24 protein-coding genes are annotated in these 25,473 nt (G+C 69.8%); 16 read left to right on the forward strand and 8 right to left on the reverse strand.

The genetic code is table 11. From position 1 onward, the window contains the following. Window positions 1–465: 465 nt before the first annotated feature. Entirely contained in the window at window positions 466–1,074 is a 609-nt protein-coding gene (locus D457_RS0127895) for a GNAT family N-acetyltransferase (RefSeq protein ID WP_017583968.1), read from the reverse strand. A 101-nt stretch (window positions 1,075–1,175) separates the two neighbouring features. On the opposite strand from D457_RS0127895, the gene D457_RS33610 reads away from it, so the two are divergent. The 5 genes from D457_RS33610 to D457_RS0127920 all read left to right on the forward strand — a co-directional run bounded on the left by D457_RS33610 (window position 1,176) and on the right by D457_RS0127920 (window position 7,585). Then, window positions 1,176–2,366 carry a winged helix DNA-binding domain-containing protein gene (locus tag D457_RS33610; protein ID WP_449406556.1) on the forward strand — a complete coding sequence of 397 codons (1,191 nt, stop codon included), beginning with the start codon at window positions 1,176–1,178 and terminating at the stop codon, window positions 2,364–2,366. Beyond that, a complete protein-coding gene (locus D457_RS0127905; RefSeq protein ID WP_017583969.1) occupies window positions 2,363–3,988 on the forward strand; it encodes a hypothetical protein in 1,626 nt (541 codons plus the stop codon). The genes D457_RS33610 and D457_RS0127905 overlap by 4 nt, the downstream gene beginning before the upstream one ends. 172 nt (window positions 3,989–4,160) lie before the next feature. After that, window positions 4,161–5,144, forward strand: a complete 984-nt coding sequence (locus D457_RS33615) for a DedA family protein (RefSeq protein ID WP_017583970.1) — start codon at window positions 4,161–4,163, stop codon at window positions 5,142–5,144. 126 nt (window positions 5,145–5,270) lie between these two features. Further along, window positions 5,271–6,677 (forward strand): dihydrolipoyl dehydrogenase, encoded by a 1,407-nt coding sequence (gene lpdA, locus D457_RS0127915; protein WP_017583971.1) that lies wholly within the window; start codon window positions 5,271–5,273, stop codon window positions 6,675–6,677. 212 nt (window positions 6,678–6,889) lie between these two features. After that, window positions 6,890–7,585 (forward strand): hypothetical protein, encoded by a 696-nt coding sequence (locus D457_RS0127920; protein ID WP_017583972.1) that lies wholly within the window; start codon window positions 6,890–6,892, stop codon window positions 7,583–7,585. A 76-nt stretch (window positions 7,586–7,661) separates the two neighbouring features. Here D457_RS0127920 and D457_RS0127925 read toward each other — a convergent pair whose 3' ends face one another. Then, entirely contained in the window at window positions 7,662–7,946 is a 285-nt protein-coding gene (locus tag D457_RS0127925) for a hypothetical protein (protein WP_026117101.1), read from the reverse strand. Between the two features lie 119 nt (window positions 7,947–8,065). Continuing rightward, window positions 8,066–9,658 carry an OmpA family protein gene (locus tag D457_RS0127930; RefSeq protein WP_017583974.1) on the reverse strand — a complete coding sequence of 531 codons (1,593 nt, stop codon included), beginning with the start codon at window positions 9,656–9,658 and terminating at the stop codon, window positions 8,066–8,068. Between the two features lie 139 nt (window positions 9,659–9,797). Between D457_RS0127930 and D457_RS0127935 the strand changes: the two genes are divergently transcribed. The 6 genes from D457_RS0127935 (at window position 9,798) to D457_RS0127960 (ending at window position 14,631) form a co-directional block, all read left to right on the forward strand. Next, complete coding sequence (locus tag D457_RS0127935; RefSeq protein WP_152514393.1) at window positions 9,798–9,998, forward strand: hypothetical protein; 201 nt, start codon at window positions 9,798–9,800, stop codon at window positions 9,996–9,998. Between the two features lie 45 nt (window positions 9,999–10,043). Then, on the forward strand, window positions 10,044–10,694 hold the full coding sequence (locus D457_RS0127940) for a fasciclin domain-containing protein (RefSeq protein ID WP_017583976.1): 651 nt from the start codon (window positions 10,044–10,046) through the stop codon (window positions 10,692–10,694). Between the two features lie 87 nt (window positions 10,695–10,781). Continuing rightward, window positions 10,782–12,434 (forward strand): molybdopterin-dependent oxidoreductase, encoded by a 1,653-nt coding sequence (locus D457_RS0127945; protein WP_039831984.1) that lies wholly within the window; start codon window positions 10,782–10,784, stop codon window positions 12,432–12,434. Window positions 12,435–12,545: 111 nt separating this feature from the next. Continuing rightward, a complete protein-coding gene (locus D457_RS0127950) occupies window positions 12,546–13,199 on the forward strand; it encodes a fasciclin domain-containing protein (protein WP_026117103.1) in 654 nt (217 codons plus the stop codon). 104 nt (window positions 13,200–13,303) lie between these two features. Next, window positions 13,304–13,897: a sigma-70 family RNA polymerase sigma factor gene (locus D457_RS0127955; RefSeq protein WP_017583979.1), complete on the forward strand. Its 594-nt coding sequence runs from the start codon at window positions 13,304–13,306 to the stop codon at window positions 13,895–13,897. A gap of 8 nt (window positions 13,898–13,905) precedes the next feature. After that, window positions 13,906–14,631 (forward strand): anti-sigma factor, encoded by a 726-nt coding sequence (locus D457_RS0127960; protein WP_017583980.1) that lies wholly within the window; start codon window positions 13,906–13,908, stop codon window positions 14,629–14,631. A 115-nt stretch (window positions 14,632–14,746) separates the two neighbouring features. On the opposite strand, the gene D457_RS0127965 is transcribed toward D457_RS0127960, so the two are convergent. The 3 genes from D457_RS0127965 to D457_RS0127975 all read right to left on the reverse strand — a co-directional run bounded on the left by D457_RS0127965 (window position 14,747) and on the right by D457_RS0127975 (window position 18,340). Next, entirely contained in the window at window positions 14,747–16,105 is a 1,359-nt protein-coding gene (locus tag D457_RS0127965) for an MFS transporter (RefSeq protein WP_017583981.1), read from the reverse strand. A 334-nt stretch (window positions 16,106–16,439) separates the two neighbouring features. Beyond that, window positions 16,440–17,036, reverse strand: coding sequence for a siderophore-interacting protein (locus tag D457_RS0127970; RefSeq protein WP_017583982.1), 597 nt, complete (start codon window positions 17,034–17,036; stop codon window positions 16,440–16,442). Between the two features lie 29 nt (window positions 17,037–17,065). After that, window positions 17,066–18,340 (reverse strand): MFS transporter, encoded by a 1,275-nt coding sequence (locus tag D457_RS0127975; protein WP_017583983.1) that lies wholly within the window; start codon window positions 18,338–18,340, stop codon window positions 17,066–17,068. A gap of 187 nt (window positions 18,341–18,527) precedes the next feature. Between D457_RS0127975 and D457_RS33620 the strand changes: the two genes are divergently transcribed. From D457_RS33620 to D457_RS0128000, 5 genes are all read left to right on the forward strand, one after another. Then, window positions 18,528–19,016 (forward strand): Lrp/AsnC family transcriptional regulator, encoded by a 489-nt coding sequence (locus tag D457_RS33620; protein WP_026117104.1) that lies wholly within the window; start codon window positions 18,528–18,530, stop codon window positions 19,014–19,016. A 172-nt stretch (window positions 19,017–19,188) separates the two neighbouring features. After that, window positions 19,189–20,028 carry a DMT family transporter gene (locus tag D457_RS0127985; RefSeq protein ID WP_026117105.1) on the forward strand — a complete coding sequence of 280 codons (840 nt, stop codon included), beginning with the start codon at window positions 19,189–19,191 and terminating at the stop codon, window positions 20,026–20,028. Window positions 20,029–20,156: 128 nt separating this feature from the next. Further along, window positions 20,157–20,822 carry a hypothetical protein gene (locus D457_RS0127990; RefSeq protein ID WP_017583986.1) on the forward strand — a complete coding sequence of 222 codons (666 nt, stop codon included), beginning with the start codon at window positions 20,157–20,159 and terminating at the stop codon, window positions 20,820–20,822. Window positions 20,823–20,912: 90 nt separating this feature from the next. Continuing rightward, complete coding sequence (locus D457_RS0127995) at window positions 20,913–21,857, forward strand: amidohydrolase family protein (RefSeq protein ID WP_017583987.1); 945 nt, start codon at window positions 20,913–20,915, stop codon at window positions 21,855–21,857. Window positions 21,858–21,914: 57 nt separating this feature from the next. Further along, entirely contained in the window at window positions 21,915–23,486 is a 1,572-nt protein-coding gene (locus D457_RS0128000) for a long-chain-fatty-acid--CoA ligase (protein ID WP_017583988.1), read from the forward strand. A gap of 97 nt (window positions 23,487–23,583) precedes the next feature. Here the strand turns inward: D457_RS0128000 and D457_RS0128005 are convergent, their stop codons facing one another. Continuing rightward, entirely contained in the window at window positions 23,584–24,378 is a 795-nt protein-coding gene (locus tag D457_RS0128005; RefSeq protein ID WP_017583989.1) for a VOC family protein, read from the reverse strand. A gap of 156 nt (window positions 24,379–24,534) precedes the next feature. Then, the gene (locus D457_RS0128010; RefSeq protein ID WP_017583990.1) at window positions 24,535–25,335 is read right to left on the reverse strand and encodes a VOC family protein; all 801 of its coding nucleotides are present in this window, start codon (window positions 25,333–25,335) and stop codon (window positions 24,535–24,537) included. Window positions 25,336–25,473: the final 138 nt, after the last annotated feature.

Below are 25,473 nucleotides of genomic sequence, written 5' to 3' on the forward strand. Positions count from 1 at the left end.
CCATCTGGGTCTGATCCGCTGCGCCCAACTCCTGGACCAGCACTGACCCGAACTCACCAACCGGAACTCACCGAACGGTCACGCGCCCGACGAAAAGCGGCAGCGAAGGCCCCGCTCTCCCCAGCCCGGCGCGCAACGCATCGCGTGTCGCGGCTGACCACCCGTGCCAGCGAACACCAACGCAGCCCGCGAGACCCCCGAGCACGGTTTCGGCCCCTGTTCCGAAGATGATCTTGCTACCAGAAGCGAAATCAGCGCTGAACTTGCTTCTGGTAGCAAGATCACCGGGGATGGGGTGGTTTCGGGGTCCGGCACGGAGGAGGCCAGCTCCGCGAAGCGGCCCGCCATCTCCGTGACCGCCTCGCGCAGTTCCTGTTCCTGTCGGCCCGTGTCCCGATCCCCTCGCTGGCTTCAGAAGCACTGCACACGGGTCCGGCCGGGGTCCATGGGGCTGACCGTAAGCGGTCAGCGGCGGCGGGGTCCGTTTTCCAGGCGCTCGCGGACCGCGGGCCACTCCGCGCGGAGCACCGAGTAGTACACCGCGTCCCGGCGGCGACCGCCCGGCATCACGTTGTAGCTGCGCAGGATTCCCTCTTCGGTGGCGCCGATCGCGCGCAGTCCGCGGCGGGCGCGTTCGTTGAGGACGTCGGTCTTGAACTCCACCCGCTCGGTGTCCATCACCTCGAAGGCCTGGTGCAGTAGCAGGTACTTGGCCCAGTGGTTGACGCCCCGGCCCCGGAAGTCACGGCCCAGCCAGGAGCTGCCAATCTCCAGGCGCAGGTCGGCTTCGGAGAGGTTGCCGTAGCTCATGCTGCCCGCGATCCGTCCGCTGGCCGCGTCGGTGATCGTGTACGTGGTACGGCTACCGTTCTCGGTGGCGGTCAGGTAGGAGTCGAAGAACCGCTCGAAGTCGGCGTCGTCGTCGACCCGGGTCACGAAGTGCGTCCAGATGTCGGAGTCCAGGGCCTGGGCCCGCCAGCCCTCACGGTCCTTCTCTTCGACAGGGGTGAGCACCACGTGCTCGTTCTCCAGGCGAATCCTCGACTTCTCGATCCACTGCCCGATCTGCACCATGCCGACTCTCTCTGGTTTGCCTACAGTGTCCGACCCGGATTGTAGGGTTCCGTCACATTCGGATGCCTCGGCGCCCTGGCGCTTCTGGGAAGGGACCCGCCATGGCTGCAACTCTCAGCCGACGCGAGCTCAACCGCGCCACCCTGGACCGCCAGTTCCTGTTGCATCGGGTGGACCGGCCTGCCACGGAGATGCTCGCCCGGCTGATCGGTCTCCAGGCGCAGACCACGCACACCTGGTACGTGGGTTTCCAGAGCCGCCTGGAGGACCCCGATCCGCGCGCGGTGGGGCGGTTGCTCACCGACGGCTCGCTGGTGCGGATGTCGCTGATGCGCTCCACCCTGCACCTGGTCTCCGCAGAGGACGCCGCCTGGATCCGGCCGACCACCCAGGAGGTCATGGACAAGGACCTGGCGCACAGCGCACGGGAAGGCCACTGCCGGGGTGGACCTGGACGCGGTGGCGGCCCTAGGCCGGGAACTGTTGAAGGAGCGCCCGCTCACCCCCAACGAGCTGGGGGAACGCATCGGTCAGCGGTGGGAGGGCGTGCCCGGCGCCCATCTGGCCTACGTGGTGCGCTGTCTGCTGCCGGTCGTGCAGGTCCCGCCGCGCGGGGTGTGGGGCGCCTCGGGGCAACCCGCTCTGGCCCCGCAGACACCTGGACCGGGCGTCCCTTCGCGCCAGGCCCCGACCGGGAGGCGCTGGTCCTGCGCTATCTGGCCGCCTTCGGCCCCGCCAGTGTGCGGGACGTCCAGGCCTGGTCCGGGCTGACCCGCCTCAAGGAGGTCGTGGAAGAGCTGCGCGAGCGGTTGGTGTCCTTCCGCGACGAGGCCGGGGTCGAGCTGTTCGACCTACCCGAGGCACCGCGCCCCTCGGCGGACGTCCCCGCGCCGGCGCGCTTCCTCTACGACTTCGACAACCTGCTGCGGGGTCACGCCGATCGGAACCGGGTGATCTCCGCCGAGAACCTCAAGCGCATCTCCTCGCGCAACGGGATGCCGCCCGCAACGGTGCTCGTGGACGGCGAGGTGGCCGCCGTCTGGAAGGTGGATCGGAGCCGCCAGGCACCCTCCCTCGACATCACACCTTTCCGCTTTTCAACAACTCGGAAAGCGAGGCGATCATCGTGGAAGGAATACGCCTTCTCTCCTTCTTCTCCGCAGGTCAGGAGGGTGGAGAGGTCCGTTTCTCCACCCCTGTCTGACTTTTCCCCCGTTCGCCACCCGACCGCTTTGTACATATGCGTCCTGATCACGGAGAGCACGTGCGGGTATGACAGGATTCTGGGGTGACTGAAGAGTTCCGCGCCGCGTTCCAACGTGTGCTCGACACCGCCGCCAGCCAGGCACCCGGCTTCCCCGAGGCCGTACACGACGTGTTCCGGCTCTCCTCCGATGTACCCCGGGAGGAACTGGCCATTGCGCTGGAGGCGCTGACTCCGGTCCTGAGCGACGTCGAACCCTACGCCGGGGTGGCCGCCGACCTCTCGGTCCTGGCCGGAGCCCTGGTGGAGTCCGGTGCCCCCGCGGGTCAGGTCGGTTTGGAGGTGCTGCGCCAGCTCGGCAGCTACGGCCAGGCCGCCGCGGCCTTCATACACGCCTGGGAGAAGACCGGTGGTGGGCCCCTTCCTTCCCCGAACGACGTGGGCGAGACCGAGGAGAAGCGGGTCGAGGAGGTCCTCGGCGACAACGCCCCACTGGCCACCGTCGGCTGGTGGACCTCACTGCGCTACGGTCTGGCCGCCAAAGCCATGCTCGGCGACTCCGGGGTGCGCTCCGCGGTGCGCGCGGACCCCGGCGCGATGGACCAGCTCGGCCAGCTCGTTCAGGCCCTCTCCACCCGCCTGAACGAGTTCGGTGAGGTCCGCGAGCTGCTGCGGATGTCCGAGGTCAGCCGGATCCTGGTCCTGGACCGGGCCTCCTGGCGGGGCTTTCGGGTGCGCTTCGACGGCGTGAGCGACAACTTCCAGCTGCACACCCTGCTCGCCGACGCGCTGATCGGCAAGGAGGGGTACCGGCTGCCCGGCACCCGCCCGGACCCGCGCTGGGTCGCGGCCTCCATGGACGCCGCGGTGGACCCGCTGGCCGACATCGTGCGCGGTGAGTGGGACATGGTCGGCGGCGACGGCACGTGGATCGGCAACGAGGCCTGTCCCGGGGACATCCCCCTGGTGGACAACGAGCGGGTGCTGGTCCTGGAACCGCAGTCGCTGCTGCACTCCTGGCGGGCTGGCCGCCGCCACCCGCACATCACCGGCGCCCTCGCCGTCCTGGAGGAGCTGCACCCGGACGAGGCCGCCGCCTGGTGGGCGCGCATGCACCCAGCCGGTTCGGTCCGTCACCCGCAGGCCCCGCCGATCGAGCTCGATGACACCGGCTCGCACCGCCGCCCGCCCCGGCACTTCGGGGTGGCCGCGCACTTTGCCGAGGTGGACTCGGGCCCGATGTCGGCGTCGTTCAGCGCCCTGGATCCGGAGCTGGACACCCCCGACCCCGGGCTGGCCCCGTCCTTCGAGGACGTCACGATCAACCCTGACCCGGCTTCCGCGCCCGATCCGCCCCTGGCACCCCCAACCAGCCCGGCGCTGGAGGACGAGCTGGACGAGCCCGACGACTTCGCGGTTCCGGCCATGTGGGCCGCGCCCTCCGCACCGTCCGCACCCACCGGTCAGGGCTTCGACGACCTCTTCGACTCGCCCCTGGACGAGCCCGCGTGGCGCGACCCCCAACCACTCCCGGTGCCCGAAGCCGAACCCGAGCCCTGGCTCCGGTCCGAGCCCGAACCCCGGCCGGAGCCGGTGGACGACGGCCTGCCACCCGGCGCGCGCCTGCTGCCGCCGATGCCTCCCGGGGTGTCGGACAGCAGGACCTGGGCCCCGGGCTGGAAGTGGCCGATGCGCCCGCCCGAGCGCTGACCACCTACTGCCCCTTCTGGCACCGCCGTGACCGCTTCCGGTCACCGCTGTTCGGTGCCTCATCGCTTCACCGCATGTGACAGCTGTCATCACCCGCCCACCGCGTCCCTCACAGGAGGGCGGTGATGACTGCGACTGTCAGCCGGACGTGCTTTCACGAGATTCTGGGGACATGACGACGAAGACGGACACCCCCCGGGGCCACGGCGACGAGAACACCACCGAGGCCGCGCCCCGTCCCACCCGTGAAGAAGCCCTCAAGGCCGCCGAGAAGGCGTACGACCTGGAAGCGGCCGAGCGCGCCAAGACCCAGTGGAAGGCCATGCGCCCCTGGCCGAAGGTGATGCAGCGGCAGGACAAGGTCCTGCTCTGGATGCTCGTCGTCATCCCGGCCTTCTTCATGCTCACTCTGCCGCTGCGACCGCTCTTCATCGCGGACCACCCGATACCACTGGCGTTCGCCACCGGCAGCAACGCCGCGATCGGGGCTGCCGCCGCCTTCTCCAACATCGGCGCGAGCCCGCTGTGGCTGGTGGTCGTCGCGGGTGTGTTCGGCAAGATCAAGATCAACTGGCTCTTCTGGTGGGTAGGTCGCCGCTGGGGGAAGAACATCGTGAACTTCCTCGTCCCGAACGAGCGGGGCCGCCGCCTCGCCGAGCGGCTGGAGACGATGAACCCGTGGATCATGCGGCTCGTCATCCTCTTCGGCTACGTGCCGGGCGTCCCCGCCGGCGTCACCCATGTCATGGCTGGCGCGAACGGGATGCGGCTGCGCACCTACCTGCTTCTGGACACGCTCGGCGCCCTCATGCTCACCTCCGTCGTCGCGGGCATCGGATACGCCTCGGGGCAGCCCGGTGTGGACGTGGTCCTGCTCATCGACAGCTACGCCATCTGGATCATGCTGGCGCTCATCATCGGCATGGCGGTCCTCCCGACCATCCCCGCCGTCCAGGACGAGCGCAAGCGCAAGGCCGAGGCCTTGAAGGAGGCAGGTGAGGCCTACGACGCCGAGACCGAGCGCCTGGCCGCCGAGACCGCCGAGACCGCCGGGATCGTCCCCCAGACCGGGACCGAGGCCGTCGGAACCGCCGCCGAGCAGAACGTTCCCGGCTCCCCCGAAGCCCGACTGAACAGCAATAACGCCCGAAAGTAAGGCGATGAATGCGCATGGTCACACACAGCGGCGGGGTCCGCGACTAGGCTGGCGAGCGGCAATCCGACACCCCGGGCAAGCCGGCTGCACTGGGTGCGTCACAAACACACTCAAGGAGATCCCGTCATGGGACAGCAACACTTCGATCTGGTCGTTCTCGGTGCCGGGCCTGGCGGTTACGTCGCGGCGATCCGCGCGGCCCAGCTCGGCCTCAAGGCGGCCGTCGTCGAGGAGAAGTACTGGGGCGGGGTCTGCCTCAACGTGGGCTGCATCCCCTCCAAGGCCCTGCTGCGCAACGCCGAGCTGGCCCACCTGTTCAACAACGAGGCCGACTACTTCGGCATCAAGGTGGACGGCACGGTCGAGTTCGACTACGGCAAGGCGTTCAGCCGCAGCCGGGAAGTAGCGGACGGCCGTGTCAAGGGCGTCCACTTCCTGATGAAGAAGAACAAGATCACCGAGCTCAACGGGCGCGGCACCTTCGTCGACGACCACACGATCGAGGTCAAGGGCGAGGACGGCTCCACCGAGACCGTCACCTTCGACAACGCGGTGATCGCCGCGGGCTCCTCCACCAAGCTGATCCCCGGCACCTCGCTGTCGGAGCGGGTCGTCACCTACGAGGAGCAGATCCTCACCGAGAAGCTCCCCGAGAGCATCATCATCGCGGGCGCGGGCGCCATCGGCGTCGAGTTCGCCTACGTGATGAGCAACTACGGGGTGGACGTCACCATCGTGGAGTTCCTCGACCGGGTCGTCCCGCTGGAGGACGAGGAGGTCTCCAAGGAGATCGCCCGCGCCTACAAGAAGCTCGGCGTGAAGATCCTGACCTCCACCAAGGTGGAGAGGGTCGAGGACACCGGCTCGGGTGTGAAGGTGACCGTCACCGGCAGTGACGGCAAGGAGCAGACCCTGGAGGCGGACAAGCTCCTCCAGGCGATCGGTTTCGCGCCCAACGTAGAGGGCTACGGCCTGGACAAGACCGGGGTGGAGCTGACCGAGCGCGGCGCCATCGCCATCGACGGGCGCGGCCGCACCAACGTCCCGCACATCTTCGCGATCGGCGACGTCACCGCCAAGCTGATGCTGGCGCACACCGCCGAGGCCATGGGCATCGTGGCGGTGGAGACCATCGCGGACGCCGAGACGCAGGAGATCGACTACCGGTTCATCCCGCGGGCGACCTACTGCCAGCCGCAGATCGCCAGCTTCGGCTACAGCGAGAAGGAGGCCAGGGAGGCGGGCTACGACGTCCAGGTCGCCAAGTTCCCGTTCATGGCCAACGGCAAGGCGCACGGCCTGGGTGACACCCGCGGTTTCGTCAAGATCATCTCCGACGGCAAGTACGGGGAGTTCCTGGGCGCCCACATGGTCGGCCCGGACGTCACCGAGCTGCTGCCGGAGCTGACCCTGGCCCAGCAGTGGGACCTGACGGTGCACGAGGTGGCGCGCAACATCCACGCCCACCCGACCCTCAGCGAGGCGGTCAAGGAAGCCGTGCACGGCCTGGCCGGGCACATGATCAACTACTGATCCGCGGCCGCGCACGCGGACCCGACGAACGACGGGGCCGGTCCTCCGCAGCTGAGGGGACCGGCCCCGCGTGTGTGCGCTGGTCAGTCCCGGTCAGACGAACAGCGGATCCGGTGTGGGACGCCCCGGGCCGCCGGACTTGCTAAGTTTCCCTGTGTCCCCCGTCGGCGCCCTCTCCCCCGGCCCGGCGCACCCCGAACCGAAAGCCACCCATGCGCCTGATCCCGTCCACACCCCTGTCGTGCCTGGGCACGGCCGTCGCCGCGGTCGTCATCGGCGGTGTCGTCCTCGTCGGCTGCGACGTGGTCGACCTCGACCTGGACCTGAGCCTGTCGTCGGGCGGCGCGGACTCCCCCGAGGAGGAGGCGAGCGCCAGCCCCAGCCCCGAGAACGCTGAGGACGCCGAGGAGCAGGAGGAAGCGGCTTCAGCCTACGGTCTGCCCGAGTCCTGCGAGGCGGCCAACGCCACCCAGATCGTCGGCGACCTGGCCCCGGGCCCGGTCCTGACCGAGGAGAGCGGGCCGATCGAGGGGATCGAGGACGCGGAGCAGCTCTCCTGCACCTTCAGCGACGGCGGTACCGAACCCGGAACCCCGTCCTTCACCCTCGTGTTCACCTCGGGCGCGGACCCGAGCGCCAACCCGGACGTGGTCCAGGTGCCCGGCGCCGAGGCCGAGATGAACTGGGAGGTGGACGTCGACGTGGACGTGGACACCTACCACACCGAGGACTCGGACGACCTCGGCGGCGACCTGGAGTACGTCGGCACGGTGGACGGCTCCAGCAGGCACCTGTACCTCCAGCTGCCCGGTGACTTCCACGTCACCGCCATCGCCTACTTCGACGAGGTGGAGCGAGGAGACCTGGAGAAGGTCGTCTTCCAGGCCGCGGGCCAGATCCGCAACTAGCGCCGCTGAGAACACGGAGCCCGGCGGTGAACGATCACAGGTCACCACCGGGCTTCTCACGTTGCAGCGGGGTGTTCTACCGGGGTTCGTGCGGCAACCCCGCATCCAGGGCGCGCAGGCAGCGGGCGGCCGGAGCCGCGGCCCCGGCCTGCACGAGCTCACGGCCGTCACAGGACCACCGGTTCTCCCGGTCTCCCGCTGAGGCCACGTACTCCCAGTCCAGCGGGCCGTCAGCGACCAAACGGTGTTCGGATGTGGTCGGCCCCATCTCGCCGGTCCCCTCACGGGAGAGCGTCGCCTGCGCTGTGAAGGCCCCGTTCCGGTTCACCAGAAAGAGCCATTCCCCCAGATCCACTCGCATCCCGGCCTCCGTCGTCGCGAGACCCCATGTTCCCAAGCCTGGGACCGATGGCACGCGAAAGGCCGCCGACAGTGCTCGCTGTCGGCGGCCTTTCGTGCAGCCAAAGGGAACTGGGTCGGTCAGTAGTCGACCGGGATCTCCTCGAACTCGCCGAAGGGGCCCGCGCGCAGGGTCAGCTCCTTGACGTCCACGGGCGGGGCCGGGAACACCGCGACCAGCTCGTGCGAGTTACCGGGCTGGATCATGTGCACCTCCTCGGCGAAGCTGCTGTAGCGGCCGTCACCGAAGTCCATCTGCGCCACGTAGCGCACCAGGCCGTTGTCCGGCTCGTACAGCTGGAAGCCGCCGAGCGTGCCCTTGTTGAACTGCTCCGGGCCACCCGCGACCGACTCCGAACCGCCCAGCTCGGGGGCGAGCGGCGCGTCGGTGGTGTTGGTCATCGCCACGGTGCCGATGACGTAGGCGCCGTCGCGGCGCAGCGGGTAGATCTCCAGCTTGATGCCGTTCTTCTCACCCTCGGCGACCACCGAACCCGGGTCGTCGCTGTAGGGGGCGGGCCAGGTGACGTTGCGCTGGGCCACGCCCAGGCCGTCGTCGTCGTACTCCTCGTCCTCGGTCGCCTCGACCGTGGGGTTGAAGACGTAGGAGAACTCCACCCGGCGGTTGCGGGCGCGCGCCTCCTCGTCGTCGGGGCCGCCCTCACGGGCGATGGGCTCCCTCATGCCGCGACCCTCGACCTCCAGCTTGTAGTCCGTGCCGAGTTCCTCCGCGAGGAGGTTGCGCACGGTCTCGGCCCGCTTCACCGACAGGTTGTCGTTGTAGGCGGCGTCGCCGATGCCGTCGGTGTGACCGATGACGGTGATGGTGGGGTCGTCGGGGTCGACGTTGTTGGCCAGCGTGGTGGCCGCGCGCCGCACGACGTCCGCGGCGGTGTCGGTCAGGTCCGAGCGGTCGAACTCGAACATCACGTCCGAGTGCAGCGAGATGATCTCGCGGTCGCCGTCACGGGTGGTGGAGGCCACCTCGGAGTCGACGAAGCTCTGCACCCAGCCCTCGTCGGCCAGCGCGTCGTCGCTGGGGCGGCGGTTGGCGAAGGTGAGGTTCTCCCCGCGGGCGGGCGGGTTGTCGAGGCTCAGGTGGTCCGGCCCGTTGGGGCTCTCGGGATCCGCCCGCTCCTCGTCCACGTCCTGGATCGTGATGCCGGTCATGGCGCCCAGACCGCTGCCGACGAAGGTCACCTGGGCGACCTCGTCCGGAATCCGCGGGAAGTAGCGGGTGTACTCGTTGGTGACCCCGTCGTGCACGGGGTACAGGCCGTCCTCGTTCGGGCTCTCGGAGCCGTACTTGAGTCCTTCCTGGTCGAGGAACTGCCGGTACACGCGGCCGGTGAGCGGGTCGACCAGGGTGTGGGCCATGCTCAGGTTCCGGTTGGGACCCTCGAAGTCGCCTGGGTAGGTGACCTCGTAGTGCATGACCGTGTAGTCGTCGGTGCGCTCCAGGCCGGTGATGGAGAAGCGCATCTCGGTGTCCTGACCGGTGTCCTGGAAGATGCGACCCTCTCGGACGTAGGGGAACTCCTCCCTGACCTCCGGCGGGCCGGACGCGTCGCCGAAGGTCTCTGACCACCAGTCGGACACGGGGGTACAGCCGCTGAGCAGGAGGCTGCCCGAGACCATGAGCGCGACCACGGTGAGGGGCGTCTTCCGCGCCATGTGGGGGAACTCCGATCGTTGAGGAGACTTACGGGCAATATCCTCCTGCACTCGCGGGGTCGAACCGACCACAGAGCCCCCCTAAGAGCACTGTCAACCGCCCTGGCCAGGGGTGACCCCTATGGGGGATTCTTCGGTTATGACGTCTGAACGCCTCCCCCACGCTTCCGTCGGCCCCCTGATCGGGCTGCTCACCGCCGCCGCGGCGCTGGCCTTCGCCGAGGTCACGGCGGTACTGACCGGGGCCGGGGCCGGCACCGCGTCCGGGTGCGATCGACTGGGCGGGCGGGTTCGGGGGATGTGTGAGTCGGGCGCCGCGCAACCGGCTGCCAGCACGTAGCGTCGTACTCCGGTGACGGAAGGGCATCACCCCAAGGAGTGACGCATGCGCAGGACCAGCCTCAGCCGCCGCACCGGCGGCACCGGCCCCGCGGCTGCCACGGGCGCCACTGCGGCGGCGCTCCTCCTCGCGCTGAGCGCCTGTGGCAGCGGGAACGAGGGCGCCAGCGACGACACCCCACAGGAAACGGGGCAGGAGGGGGCGGCCGGGCACGGAAGCGCGGCCGGGCCCTTCGGCCCCGGTTGTTCGGACTTCCCCAGAGAAGGGGCAGGCAGCTTCGAGGAAATGGCCGACCAGCCCTTCGCCACCGCCATCGCCGACAGCCCGGTCCTGGGCAACCTGGCCGACGCCCTGGAGCGGTCCGGCCTCAGCGACCACATGGACACCGCCGAGGGCATGACCGTGTTCGCCCCGGTCGACGACGCCTTCGACATGTACCCGGACGGGGAGATGGACGACCTCCTGGAGGACCCGGGCGGTCTGGCCCACCTGCTCAACTACCACGTGGTCGCGGGCGAGGTCCCCTCCGCGGAACTGGACGGGGGTGTGTTCGACGCCCTCAACGGCGGTCAGGTGCGCTCGTCCGCCTCGGGTGGCTGGTACACCGTGGACGGCTACGCGCCCGTGGTCTGCGCGGACGTGGAGACCGCCAACGCCACCGTGCACGTGGTGGGCATGCTGCTCATCCCGTCCTGATCACCTTCCCGAGCCCCGCCCGGGCCCCGCCCGAGAAAAACTCGAAAAAGATCCCCATCCACCAATCCGCTCCCCCGTCGGCCCCGAATCCCCCACGTGACCATCAAGACACACGGGGAACAGACTCCGCCACGCGACAGACGACGGGTAGCCGTCGGGGTGGGTGTCGGCCTGCTCGCGGTCGGGGCGGCGCTCGGTTTCGGCGAACTCGCCGCCGGGCTCCTCCGTGCGACGTCTCCGGTGGTCACGGTCGGCGACGCGCTCGTCGACAACAGTCCCGCGTTCCTCATGAAGTGGGCGATCGAGATCTTCGGGACGGCCGACAAGGCCGTGCTGATCACCGGAGTCCTGGTCGTCCTCGTCCTGGTCGGGGCGGTGCTGGGTGTCGTGGCGCTGCGCCGCCCCCTGGTGGGGTACGCGGGACTGGTGCTGTTCGCGGCGGCCGGGCTCGCCGCCGTGGCCCTCCGCCGCACCGATGACCTGGGGGCGGCCGCGGCCGTGGTCGTCGGTGCGGGGGCGGGCGCCGTGGCCCTCGCCCTTCTGCTGAGGAGCGCGCGCCACACCCTGGAACCATGGGGAGGAAAAGGGGAGGCCGAGACACCGGCGGACACGGAAGGCGCTGCGCCCGCACAGGACAGCGCGCCCACCGTTCCCGAACCGGGGCCGGACCGGGGACCGGGGAGGCGCGGTTTCGTTTTCACCGCGGCAGGGGTCCTCGCAGCGTCCGGTTCCGCCGGTGCCCTCGGCCGCTGGCTGCCGTCCCTGACGGGCGGCGCGGGTTCCCGAGCCGAGCTGGCCCTGCCCGCACCGGCCGCGCCGCTTCCCGCCCTGCCCTCAGGGACTGACCTCGGTGTTCCCGGCCTGGAGCCCTTCACCACCCCAAACCCGGACTTCTACCGGATCGACACCGCGCTGACCATCCCCCGGCTGGACTCCACCCAGTGGACGCTGCGCGTGCACGGCCTGGTGGACCGTCCCTTCGAGATCGACATGGACGAACTTCTCTCCCGTGAGCTGGTCGAGGCCGATATCACGCTGGTGTGCGTGTCCAACCAGGTCGGCGGGGACCTGATCAGCAACACCCGCTGGCTCGGTTTCCCCCTTGCCGACCTCCTGCGGGAGGCGGGGGTGCACTCGGGCGCCGACCAGATCCTCAGTACCTCCAGCGACGGCTGGACGTGCGGCACCCCCACCGAGGTCGTCATGGACGGCCGCGACTCTCTTCTCGCCGTCGGTATGGGCGGGGAACCGCTCCCCCACGTCAACGGCTACCCCGCGCGGATGGTGGTGCCGGGCCTGTACGGGTTCGTCAGCGCCACCAAGTGGGTGACCGACATCAAGCTCACCCGCTTCGCCGACGAACAGGCCTACTGGGCCCAGCGCGGCTGGGGGGTGCGGGCGCCGGTCAAGACCATGTCCCGCATCGACGTGCCCGCCCCGCTCGGGCGCGTCGAGTCCGGGGAGGTCGTGCTCGCCGGAATAGCGTGGGCACAGCACCGCGGCATCGACGCGGTCGAGGTCAGGGTGGACGACGGCGAGTGGTGGGAGGCCGAGCTGGCCGAGGTCCCCGGCATCGATACGTGGGTCCAGTGGGTCACCGAGACCACCGTTGACCCCGGCAACCACGCGGTCGAGGTCCGGGCGACCGATTCCACAGGGTTCACCCAGCCTTCCGAACGGGTGGAACCGGTACCCGACGGCGCCACGGGGTGGCATCGCATCCGTTTCACCGCGACCTGAGGCGCAGCGGCCGAAAGGGCTCGGTCGTGCACCGACTGACCATCACACAGAGCAATAACACAGACACAAAAAGAGAACCACATGGAGAGAATGATGATGCGCAAGAACGCCATGATCCGTAAGAACGCCCTCGCCGCCAGTGCCGCGGCCGCCGCACTCGCCTTCGGCCTGACCGCCTGTGGCGACATGGACGACACCGGTACCGAGACCGAGACCGGCAGCGCCGAGGAGACCGAAGAGAACGGCATGGACGAGGACAACGACGAGGGCGCGGAAGGCATGGCGACCGCGGGCGAGAACTTCGGCCCGGGCTGTGCCGAGGTGCCCGAGGACGGCGACGGCAGCTTCGAGGGCATGGCCCAGGACCCGGTCGCCACCGCGGCGTCCAACAACCCGCTGCTGTCCACGCTGGTCACCGCCGTCGGCGAGGCCGACCTGGTCGACACGCTGAACTCGGCCGAGGACATCACCGTCTTCGCGCCCACCAATGACGCGTTCGACAAGATCCCCGAGGAGGACCTGAACGCCCTCCTTGAGGACCAGGAGCAGCTCACCGAGGTGCTGACCTACCACGTGGTCGAGGGCGAGCAGGACCCGGCCGCGCTGGAGGACGGCACGTTCACCTCGCTGCAGGGTGGGGACGTGACCACCGAGGGCGCCGGCGAGGAGTTCACCGTCAACGGTGACTCCCAGGTGGTCTGCGGCAACGTGCAGACCTCCAACGCCACCGTCTACATCGTCGACACGGTGCTGATGCCCTCCTGATGAGAGGGTGAGCTTCGAGGTATCCCGAAGTACACCCGGACGGTCCGTGCGCTGACGCCGGACCGTCCGGGTCCCACACCCGAAGACCAACGAGAAGGGTTCGGATGGACAGGGCAGAGGCTGTGCCGCACGACGCGGCCCACGATGCCGTCCCGCCGGGGCTGGAGGAGCTGCTGCGCCAGGTCGCGCGCGGCGACGAACAGGCCTTCAGCCAGGTCTACGACCTGATCAGCCCCTCCGTCTACGGGCTGGTGCGCCGAATCCTGCGCGACCCGGCGCAGTCGGAGGAGGTCGCTCAGGAGGTCCTGGTGGAGGTGTGGCGCAGCGCCTGCCGTTACGACTCACGCCGGGGCAGCCCGCAGGCCTGGGTGATGACCCTGGCCCACCGGAGAGCAGTGGACCGGGTGCGTTCGGAGCAGGCCAGCAGCGACCGCGAGGCCCGGGCAGCCGCCGCGGACACCAAGCGGCCCTACGACGAGGTGGCCGAGGAGGCCACCAACCGGCTCGAACGGGAACGCGTGCGCCGATGTCTGGACACACTGACCGAACTCCAGGAGCAGTCAGTACGCCTGGCCTTCTACGGGGGTTACTCCTACCGTGAGGTGGCCAAGCTGCTGTCGGCGCCCCTGGGCACCATCAAGACGCGGATGCGCGACGGACTGATCAGGCTCAGAGACTGTTTGGGGGTGGAGTGGTGAGAAGGACGATGGGCCAGGACCTGCACACCCTGACCGGCGCCTACGCGCTGAACGCCCTCACCCCGAGCGAGAGCGTCCGCTTCGAGGACCATCTGGCCGACTGCGACTCCTGTGTCCAGGAGGTGCGGGGCTTCACCGAAACCTCCGCTCTGCTGGCCTCGGCCGCCGCGCAGACCCCGCCCGAAGAACTGCGGGAGCGGGTGCTGGCCGAGGTCGCCCGGACCCGGCAGCTCGCCCCGGCCCCCGAACGCCTCCCCGAACCCCGCCACCGGGTCTGGCCGTGGACCCTCGGCCTGGCCCTGGCCGCATGCGTGGCCGTGATCATCGCCCTGGGCGCGACCGTACTCAACCAGGGCCGCCAGGTGGACGAGCTCCGCTCCAACGAACAGCAGATCGCCGCGGTGCTCGCCGCACCGGACGCGGTCTCCACCAGCGCCGAGCCCATGGAGGGCGTGAGCGTGACGGTCGTGCACTCCGAGAGTCTGGGCAACCTGGTATTCAGCGCGCACGGACTGGACGACCTGCACGACGAGGACTACCAGCTCTGGCTGACCCGTCACGACGGCAGCGTGTACTCAGCGGGTGTGCTCTCCGTGGACGACGCCGGATTCGTACTGCCGGTGCTCGCGGCCCCGGACGAGGGCACCGAGGGTGTGGCAGTGACCGTCGAGCCCGAGGGCGGTTCGGACCAGCCCACTTCCGACCCCGTGATGGCGATGCCGGTCACCGGCTGACCCGACCCGCACCGTCCCCAAGGCGAGGCCCCCGCAGCGACATCGAGAACCGAAGCTGCGGGGGCCTCGTCACGTCCGGCGGGGGCTCGTCGTCACCGGCTCACGTTCTGCCCGGTCACGGCACTGCGATCTCCTCCGGCCGGGGCAGGGCCCGCATCGTCGGCCCGAGCGTGAACAGGGCGGCCAGCGCCGACACCGCCGCCATCATCAGGAACACCATCGTCGGTCCGGCGAGGTCGAACAGCAGCCCGATGCTGAGGATCCCGATCGGCTGGGACAGCAAGGACATGAACGTCACCGCGCCCAGCGCCCGCCCCTGAAGGCGGTCCGGGACGGATGTGGCGACGTAGCCGTAGAACACCGCGTTCACGCACGGCACCGCGGCGAAGACACACCCCACGATCAGCCCGAGTGAGAGCACGCCCGGCGCGGCCAGGAGCGCGAGCGCGCACACCGGCGCGGACCAGGCCGTGAAGAGGAAGATCGCGGTGGGCCGCACCAGGCGGATGACCGCCCCGGCGACCAGGGCGCCGGCCAGCCCGCCGGCGCCCGCGAGGGAGACCGTCAGGCCGATCATGAAGTTGGAGGCCCCCCGGTCGTCGGCGGTGGCGATCAGCGCCAGGAACGCCCCGGTCTGGGTGAAAGCGATGTTGAAGCCCACGATCCACAGCATCATCGGCCGCAGGATCGGGTGCCGGGCCAGCAGCACGAACCCGCTCACCGCGCCGCGTAGGCTCAGCCGTTCCGGTTCGCTTCCGCGTTGGGCCTGCATAGGCCTGCGGATGCGCAGGATCAGGGCCGTGGACACCAGGTAGCAGACGGCCTCCGCCAGGAAGGGGAAGGCCCGGCCCAGGCTGAAGAAGAACCCGGCGACGGGCGCGCCGAGGGCGGTCGTGGTGAAGAAGCGGATCTGGTTCTGCGCTGCGGCACTGGCCATCTGCGAGGACGGCACGAGCTGTTTGATCGCGGCCATGGCGACCGGGTTGGAGATCCCCATCAGCGCAGAGGACGCCACCGCCACACAGATCACGAGGGGCACCGTGGCGTGCCCGCCGAACAGCATCCCGGCGAAGGCGACGAGCAGGACCAGGCGGCCGAGGTCGCAGATCAGCAGAAGGGTGCGGCGGTCGGCCCGGTCCGCGAGCGAACCGCCCAGGACCGCCGTGATCATGGCGGTGGCCACCTGGGCCGCGCCGACGAACCCGGCTTGGGCCGCCGACCCTGCCAACAGCAGCATCAGCAGCGGATAAGCGACCTCGCCGCTCTCCTTACCCAGTCCGGCGAAGAAACGGCTCGTCCACAGGGTCTGGAAGTCCTGGTTCCGGATCAGCGGTGCGGCCTCGTCGGGTCCGCCCTCCGGTACTTCCGGGGGCTCCGGTGGTTCCGAGAGGTCCGGGGGCTCCGGTGGTTTCGAGAGTTCCGGGGGTTCCGGGGGTTCCGGTGGCAGGTAGTGCTGCCGCCGCTGAATCGTCATGGTGTACGACCACTCGTCGTGTACCCCGGGGGGAACGGGGCGGCCCGCCGCTCCGCTCCGGGCGAAGCTCCTGCCGCCCCCGTCGCGGTGTGCATGCGGGTCGCGGGCGTCAGGTAGGGAAAGCGGGAAACACGAAGGAGGGTCTTTCGGGGGGTGGGTTGCTCATGTCGCCATTATGCGCCTGTTGTGGGCATTGGCGAGCATTTGAGTAGCTATGCAACGGGCATCCGTCGAATTGGCCGCTATCGGCCTTAAATGCACGCGCAAAGCCCCGTGCACCTGATGACCGATGTCACTGGCGTACGCCCCCGGCGCACAGTCCTCACCAAGGATTTCAGTGGTGCAGGCCCTTCCGCCCCGAGGCCCAGAAGGCCTTGACCCGGACCGCCTCCCGAGGCCACCCCCGCTCGTTCACCAGGCGCGCGCGGACCGCCTGACCCGTCCGGGCCTCACCCACGACGAGGGCGAACCCCGGCTCGCTCGGCAGTTCCATCGCGGCAACGGCGGCGGGCAGCAGCGGTGACGAGGCGGCGGAGGCCCCGTTCCGGTGCACACGAACGTCCTGCCCCAGACCGGCGACCGGCACCTCGTCCTCGGAGGTGTCGCTCTCCAGCACCCCGAAGGTGCGCACGTTCGGCCCGAGCGTGAACAGGAGGGGTTCGAAGGCACAGGCGCCGGTCTCCTCACCGACGAACAGGTAGTAGGGCGCCCGATCCAGTTCCGGTTCCCCCTGCGGGCCCCACAGGCGCACCGGGTCCCCCGCCCTGACCGAGCGGGCCCACCGCAGACCGATGCCCTCCCCCTCGTAGAGGTGGGACCACACTTCGAACTCCCCCCGCTCCCGGGAGTGGTCGCGGATCGTGTAGGTCCGCAGGGTCTCACTGGGGCGGATGATGCCGTAGGGGGAGAGGGGGTCGCGGAGCCCGGTCACGCCGCGCGGTCTCAGCGGGCCCAGCGGACTCAGTCGTGCAGGAGTTCGTCGGCGCGCCGATCGGGGTGGCGGCCCTGTGCCGCGGCCTCGATCGTCCACGGGGTGCGTTCGACGTAGGCGACGGCGGCGGCCACGACCAGTGAGCCGCCGGCGATCAGCACGTAGGACAGGGTCCACCCTCCGGTGAGCTCACCGAAGAGGCCGAACAGCAGCGGACCGCCCAGCGCGATCCCGCTGCCAGCGCCCTGCACGAACCCGGACAGGGCCGCGGCCCCCTGCGGGGTGGCGCTGCGGGCGTTGATCATGGTCATGACCACCACGAACAGGCTGGTGCCCATACCGAGGAAGAGCACCCACAGCGGGGCGTACTCGGGGGCCACGGCCACGCCGACGTAGCCGATGCCGTAGCCGCTCAGCCCGAGCGCGACGATCGGGAAGGTGTTGGCCGCGCGCAGCGTGACGGTGGGCGCGACCAGGCCGAACAGCAGGCTGGTGCCGACCATCAGGGAGACCATGCTCCCGGCCATGGCGGCGCTGTGCCCGGCGTCGTTGAGCAGGGCGGGCAGCCAGGTGAACAGCGTGAAGACGTTCCAGGTGACCATGCCGAACAGCAGCGCCATCCGCCAGGCCATGCCCACGCGCCAGATCGGGCGCGCCAGGGCCGGTCCGCCCGAGGGGAGGGCGGCACGCGGGACCGTTCCGGGGCGGCGCCACTGGACGGTCCACAGCACCGCCGCGGCCAGGGCCAGGAAGGACCACGCGCCCAGAGCCGCGCGCCACCCGGCGACCTCGGCCAGGGGGACCGCGACCAGGGGCGGGAAGAGGGCGCCGATATGGATGGCGACCATCTGGACCGTGCTGAGGGCGGCGATCCGGTCCGGGAAGTACTGCTTGATCAGCGGGGGCAGCACTACGTTGCCCAGGGCGGCGCCGGTGAGCGCGACCCCGGTCAGCACCAGCAGAGTTCCGGTGTCAGGGGCGAAGGCGCGCAGTACCTGGCCCGCACCGGCCAGGAGCATGCTCAGCGCCGCCGTGGCCTCAGGGCCCAGACGGCGCATGATCGCGGGGGTGACCAGGCCGAAGATCGCGAAGGCGACCAGCGGCAGGGTGCCGAAGACGCCGACGACGGTGGCGGCGAAGCCGAACTCCTCGCCCACGGTGGTCAACAGCGGGGAGAGGGAGGTGACGACGAGGCGCAGGTTGAGCGCCGCGCAGATGATGGCGACCAGGGCCAGGATGCGGCCCCGTAGTTCCGGGCGTACCGACGATCGGTCGGTGACGACCGCGACAGAGGAAGGTCTCACGGTGACGGACGTCCCTTTGTGTTGCGGCGGTGCGACGTTGCACCAGAGCGGGGCCGACCGGCGGGCGACGTTGCCGTCCAGGAAGGGTCTCCCCCTGGCGAGCCAAATACGACCTTTTCGCTCAAATGTTACGCATGTTCCGGTGTCAAACTCAACAACCCGTATTAAATACGGGTAAACTCCGGACATGGCTGATCTTGACGAACTAGATACGGCGATTCTGGCCGAACTGCAGTCAGACGCACGAAAAACCAACCGGGATGTGGCCGCGGCGGTCGGCGCATCGCCCACAACCACGCTGGATCGGACCCGTGCGCTCCGAGAAAAGGGTGTGATTCGGGGCTCACTCCTGGACGTGGACCTCGAACTCATCGGCCGCCCGGTCCAAGCGCTCATCACCGTCAGCGTCGTGAAACCCTCACGTCACAACATCGAGGCCTTCCGCGACTGGGTCCGCGCCCTGCCGGACACCCTGTCCGTGTTCGTCACCTCGGGAAACGAGGACTTCCTGGTGCACGTGGCCCTGCCGGACAACAACAGCCTGTACGCCTTCGTGGTGGACAAGCTGACCGAACGCCCCGAGGTCGCCGACGTGCGCGCCTCAATCGTCTACGAGCACCTGCGCAACCACCAGATCGCGCCCACCAACGCCCGCGCCCACCGCCGCCACCACTGAACTGCGGGCGGCCAGGGGACCGGATCCCACGGGCCGCATCCGCCGGGGCTCCGGCACCGCTTCGCGCGGGCGCCGGGCCTACCGGTCACCGCCTCGCGCACCGCCTCGGAGCCAGGGGGACAGGGCGGGCACTAGCCTTGCGGAGTTCCCCTTCCCCTCTGTGAGACATCCAATGACCACACCGATTGTTGTCGCAGTGCTGGTCGCGGCGCTGCTGCACGCGGCGTGGAACGCGATCGCGCACGCGATCACCGACCGGCTGCTCGGGTTCGCACTGATCGGCCTCGGCGGGATGCTCGCGACCCTCCCGCTGCTGTTCGTGGTCGGGATGCCGCCGCCCGAGGCCTGGCCGATCCTGCTGGGATCCCTGGTCACGCACCTGCTCTACCTGACCCTGCTGATGCTGTCCTACCGGACCGGGGACTTCGGGCAGGTCTACCCGCTGGCACGCGGAACCGCGCCCTGGGTGGTCGCGCTGATCGGGGTGGTGCTGCTCGGCGAGACCCTGCCTCCCGCGGAGCTGGCCGGGGTCCTGGTCATCTCGGCCGGGCTCATGGTCCTGGTGTTCGCCGGCGGGCTTCCCCGACGCCAGCACGTGCCCGCGCTCCTGGCCGCCTTCACAACCGGGCTGGCAATCGCCTCCTACACTGTGGTGGACGCCTACGGCGTCCGGCTGACCCAGGATCCGCTGGGTTATATCGCCTGGATCATGACCCTTCAAGGCCCCGTGTTCTTCCTGGTGGCTCTGGTTACCAGGAAGCGGAAGCTGGTCGACCAGCTCAGGCCGATCTGGAAGGTCGGTCTGCTCGGTGGCGCCGTCAGCGCGGGCGCCTACGGCCTGGTCCTGTGGGCGCAGCTGTCCGGGGCGGTCGCGGGGATCGCGGCGCTGCGGGAAACCAGCATCGTCTTCGCGGCGCTGATCGGGCTGGTGTTCTTCCGGGAGCGCTTCGGTCCGGTCAGGATCGTCGCCTCGGCCGTGGTCGTCTCCGGGGTCCTCCTGCTGGCCCTGTGACCCCCTGTGCACCACCGGACCCAGTAGGCTCCCGCGGCCCAGGTCAGAGCGGGTTCGGGGCCTGATCCGGCCAGAAGTGAGTACTCCTACTCAGCAACCGGGGGCGCGGGGCGGGGGTCCCAACGAGTATGACGAACAAGCGCTACACCGCCCCCGTGACCCTCCTCGCCGCGCTCACCGCCGGGATGCTCCTCACCGGCTGCGGACTCGTGCGGGACGCCAGCCCGCTGGACCCCGAGACAGCCCGGGGCGGCGAGGCGGTCGAGGAGCCCGCCGAGAGCCCCACCGAAACGCCCGAGCAGCCCGTCTCCGAAGATCCCGGGGCGCCCGTTTCCGACGGCGACCCGGACTGGATCCCGCCGTCGTTCGCCACCGGCTGGACCATCGAGTACGACCCCGAGCTCAACACACACCACGCCAGCTTGGACGGCACCGGCTGCGACGTGCTGTTCCACCAGACCACCGGGGTCGAGCAGGCGCGCGAGGACGGGTACGAGCCGGTCGGAGCCCTCAACTACCTGATGGACGACATCACCGAGCGGACCGGAAACGCCCCGGTCGAGCAGCCCGCCACGCCCTACCGGATCATGGCCGACTCAGGCGAGACCTTCGAGTTCGAGACCAAGCACGCCACCTTCGACAACTCCGAGGAGAACCGCACGTTCCGGGCCGGCGTGCTGTGGCTCGACGACGCCGAACTCGTGGTCAGCTCCTCGTGCCCCACCGACGAGTGGGACGACCAGCAGTTCGAGATCACCATGCTCATCGGGGTCGCCTCGATCTCCAACGCCTGATCCCGCGCCGCTCTCCGACACCGACCTGCCCCGGCCTCTGGGCCGGCCCCAGCCCCGAGCGTGGTTCGGATTGGCCGTAGGCTGACCGATGTGACTGGAATCTCACTGCTTTCCGAAGCCGACGAGAGCGCCGAGATCCGCCGCGTCTGGAGCGGTCTCGGACTCCCCGGTCTCGTGGACGTGCACACGCACTTCATGCCGAACAACATGCTGCGCAAGGTGTGGGCCTACTTCGACGCCCTCGGCGAGGGGGTCTGGCCCATCACCTACCGGCTGGGCGAGGAGGAGCGCGTGGCTACCCTGCGGGACTTCGGGGTCCTGCACTTCACCGCGCTCTCCTACCCGCACCGCCCGGACATGGCTGCCTGGCTCAACGGCTGGGCCGCCGAGTTCGCCCACCGGAACCCCGATTCGCTCCGCAGCGCCACCTTCTACCCCGAACCCGAAGCCAAGGACTACGTGGCCGAGGCGATCGGCTCGGGCACCAGGATCTTCAAGGCCCACCTCCAGGTCGGCGCCTACGACCCGCGCGACCCCCTGCTCACCGATGTCTGGGGAGCCCTCGCCGACTCCGGGACCCCGGTGGTCGTGCACTGCGCCTCCGGACCGATCCCCGGGAACTTCACCGGCCCCGAACCCTTCGCCGAGGTGCTCCGCCGGCACCCGGAGCTGACCGCGGTGATCGCCCACGCGGGCTCACCCGAGTACACGCCCTTCCTGGACCTGGTCGAGCGGTACGACCGCGTCCACCTGGACACCACCATGGCGTTCACCCCGTTCATCGAACGGCACTCACCCTTCCCCCGCTCCGAGTTCGCCCGGCTGCGGGAGTTCGGGGACCGCGTGCTCCTGGGTACCGACTTCCCGAACATCCCGTACTCCTACTACGAGCAGATCCAGTCCCTGGTCCGGCTGGACCTGGGCGACGACTGGCTGCGCGGGGTCCTGCACGACAACGCCGCGCGGCTGTTCGACCTGCGTTCCGGACCCGAAGCGCCCTCGTCATCCGGCCGGCGTTCCCGGTCACCCGGATAGCCAGCAGCAAGCTCCACAACCAGCACAGTGAAGCGACGCCACAGCAGAGAGGGCACGATGGAACTCACCCTGACCCCCCTGGAGTTCGCCCGCCGGACCCGCCGACTGCACCCGCACCGCGAGGCGGTGGTCGACGGGGAGCTCCGGCTGACCTACGAGCAGTTCTTCGACCGCTGCGACCGCTGGTCGTCAGCACTCCAGGGCATGGGCGTCGAGCAGGGCAACCGGGTCGCCTACATCGCACCCAACACCCACGCCCAGCTCGAATCCTTCTACGCGGTCCCGCAGCTGGGCGCGGTCCTCGTCCCGGTCAACTTCCGCCTGACCGCCGACGACTTCGTCTACATCGTCAACCACTCCGGCGCCAAGGTGCTGTGCGTGCACGCCGACCAGCTCGACGCGGTCGACAGCGTGCGCGACCAGATGCCGGGCGTGGAGAGGTTCGTCGCCCTGGCGGGGGCACGGGACGGCTGGGAGGACTACGAGTCCCTGGTCGCCTCGGCCACCCCGGACTTCATGCGCCCGGAGATCGCGGAGACGGACCTGCTGACCATCAACTACACCTCGGGGACGACCGCGCGCCCCAAGGGCGTGATGATCACCCACCGCAACGCCTACATGAACTCGGTGGGCACCCTGCTGCACCTGCGCGTCGGGCTCGGCGAGAAGTACCTGTGGACCCTGCCGATGTTCCACGCCAACGGCTGGACCTACACGTGGACGGTCACCGCGGCCGGGGGCACCCACGTGTGCCTGCCCGCCATGGACCCGGCGCGGGTGTTCGAGCTGATCCGCACCGAGGAGGTCAGCTGGCTGTGCGCGGCGCCCACGGTGCTGATCATGCTCTCCAACACCCCCGCGAACGTACGCGGCGCCGTCCCGCCGGGGGTGCACGTGGTGACCGCCGGGGCCTCGCCCGCGGCCGAGACCATCGAGCGGCTGGAGGAGGACTTCGGCTGGACCGTCACCCACGTGTACGGCCTGACCGAGACCACCCCGTTCATCACCGTCTGCGAGCCCCTGCCCGAGCACCGGGAGCTGTCCGTGCGCGAACGCGGTGCGGTCAAGGCCCGCCAGGGGGTCGAGCTGATCACCTCCGGTGAGCTGCGGGTGGTCGACGAGTCCGGCGCCGAGGTGCCCTGGGACGGCAAGACGGTCGGCCAGATCACCGTGCGCGGCAACGTGGTGATGAAGGGCTACTACAACGACCCCGAAGCCACCGAACGGGCGATGGGCGACGGCTGGTTCCGCACCGGCGACGCCGCCGTCACCCACCCGGACGGTTACGTGGAGATCCAGGACCGGCTCAAAGACGTGATCATCTCCGGCGGGGAGAACATCTCCTCGGTGGAGGTGGAGGGCGTCCTGCTGCGTCACCCGGCGGTGCTGGAGGTGGCGATCGTGGGGGTTGCGCACGAGCGCTGGGGCGAGACCCCGCGCGCCTCCGTGGTGCTGCGCGAGGGGGCCTCGGCGACGGAGGAGGAGATCATCGCCTTCGCCCGCGACAACCTCGCGCACTTCAAGGCGCCCACCCAGGTGGAGTTCGTGGAACAGCTGCCCAAGACCGCCACCGGCAAGATCCAGAAGTTCGTCCTGCGCGGCGGCGCCTCCGCCGTCTCCCGGCAGTAGCGCCGAAGACAACCACCGCTGTCCCGCCCTCGTCCCGCGACCATGCGCGGGACAGGGCGGCGGGTCGGGGACGGAGCGGATTCAGAAGGGCGCCCGGCTAGCCGGGGTTCGGGGTGAGCAGGACGAAGCCCGCGGAGAGCGGGTCGGAGCAGGCCGCCAGCCGCCCCACGCCCGGGGCGTCCTCCGGCCCCATGAGCACCTGGCCGCCCGCCTTCCGGACTTCGGCGACGGCGGCGTCGCAGTCGGTGACGTGGAAAACCGGGTGCCAGTCGGCCCGGCCCCCGGTCTGTGGGAGGTCGGCCGGGTCCATGCCCATGATCCCGCCGAAGTAGCGGTCGTCACCCAGCCCCGCCGGGCGGAGCGTGGAGTACCTGCCCTCTCCCCCGGGCAGGTCGACGTCCTCGAACTCCCAGCCGAACAACCCGCCGTAGAAAGCCCGGGCGCCCTGCGCTGAAGGCGTCCACAGTTCGGCCCACATGAAGGTGCCGGGCTCGTCGGTCCGTTCCATCCCGGGCAGCGTCCCGGCCTCCCAGAGCGCGACCGTCCCGCCCTGCGGGTCGCTCAGGTGTGCCATCCGGCCCAGGCCCATGACGTCCATGGGCTCCACCAGGGCCGTGGCGCCCAGTTCCCGGGCCCGCTGGAACGACATGTCCAGGTCAGGGGTGTTGTAGTAGATCGACCAGGAGACCGGATCGTCCTCGGACATCTTCGGCCCGAGGCCGCCGACCAGCGCCCCGTCGGACAGGATCTTCAGGTAACCGCCGGTCTCCGGTCCGGCCGACTCGGCCGTCCAGCCGAACACCTTCCCGTAGAACTCGAGCGCCCGGTCCACGTCGGAAGTGGTCAGCTCGACCCAACAGGGCGAACCGATCACGTAGTCGGTGGTGATCATGCTGCCTCCCCTAGTGACTCCACCCGAGTGTGCTCCGGGTCACCGACATTCCGGGGCTGCTCCCGGCAAAGTCTCGATCATCACCGCGGTCCAGCCCGCCGGTGTGCGACCGGGTGCGACCGGTGTGCGACCGGGGCCGGTCCAGGACCACGGGGATCAGTCCCGGCCCGTCCGGGGGTCGAGCAGGACGAACCCGGCGGAGAAGGGGTCGGAGCACACCGCCATCCGTCCCACCCCCGGGGCGTCCTCCGGCCCCATGTACACCTGGCCGCCCGCCGCCTTGACCGTGTCGGCGGTCGCGTCGCAGTCCGCCACCTCGAAGACCGGGTGCCAGTCGGCCCGGCCCTCGGCCTGCGGCAGCTGTTCGGCCGGCATCTCCATCAGACCGCCGAAGTAGCGGTCCTCACCCAGCCCCGCCGGGCGGATCCTCGTGTAGACGCCCTCACCCCCGGGCAGCCCGACGTCCTCGAACTCCCAGCCGAACAGGCCGCCGTAGTACTCCCTGGAGCCCTGCGCGGAGGGCGTCCACAACTCCACCCAGCAGAGCGAGTTCGGCCGGTCCACGGCCTCCGCACTGGTGAAGGTACCGGCCTGCCAGAGGGTGAACCAGCCGCCCTGGGGGTCGGCGATGTGCGCGAACCGGCCGAACTCGTACAGGTCCATCGGCTCCACCAGGATCGTCCCGCCGAGCTCCTGGGCCCGCACGGCGGCGCCCTCGATGTCGGTGACCCAGAACTGCACACCCCACTCGGGCGGCTCGTCCTCGTCGATGCGCGGTGCGATCCCTGCCACGGCGGCGCCGTCCGACCTCATGAGCCGGTAGCCGGCCATACGGGAACCCGTGTACGAGGCCTCCCAGCCGAACACCCTCGTGTAGAACTCGGCCGAGGCCTCGATGTCCGTGGCCCCGAGGTCGACCCAGCACGGGGAGCCGTTGACGAAGTCGGTCGTGATCATGCTGCCTCCCGTAACGCGTCTCCCCTCCGAGTCTGGCCGCGATCGTCCCGGAGGCGTGGGAACCTCGCGGCAAAGACTCGACAACCCCGGCATTCGCTGACATGCCGAACGGGACGGGACGATCCGGTGGCGGAACCG

Origin of the sequence: Nocardiopsis valliformis DSM 45023, from assembly GCF_000340985.1 — a bacterium.
Taxonomy (GTDB): domain Bacteria; phylum Actinomycetota; class Actinomycetes; order Streptosporangiales; family Streptosporangiaceae; genus Nocardiopsis; species Nocardiopsis exhalans.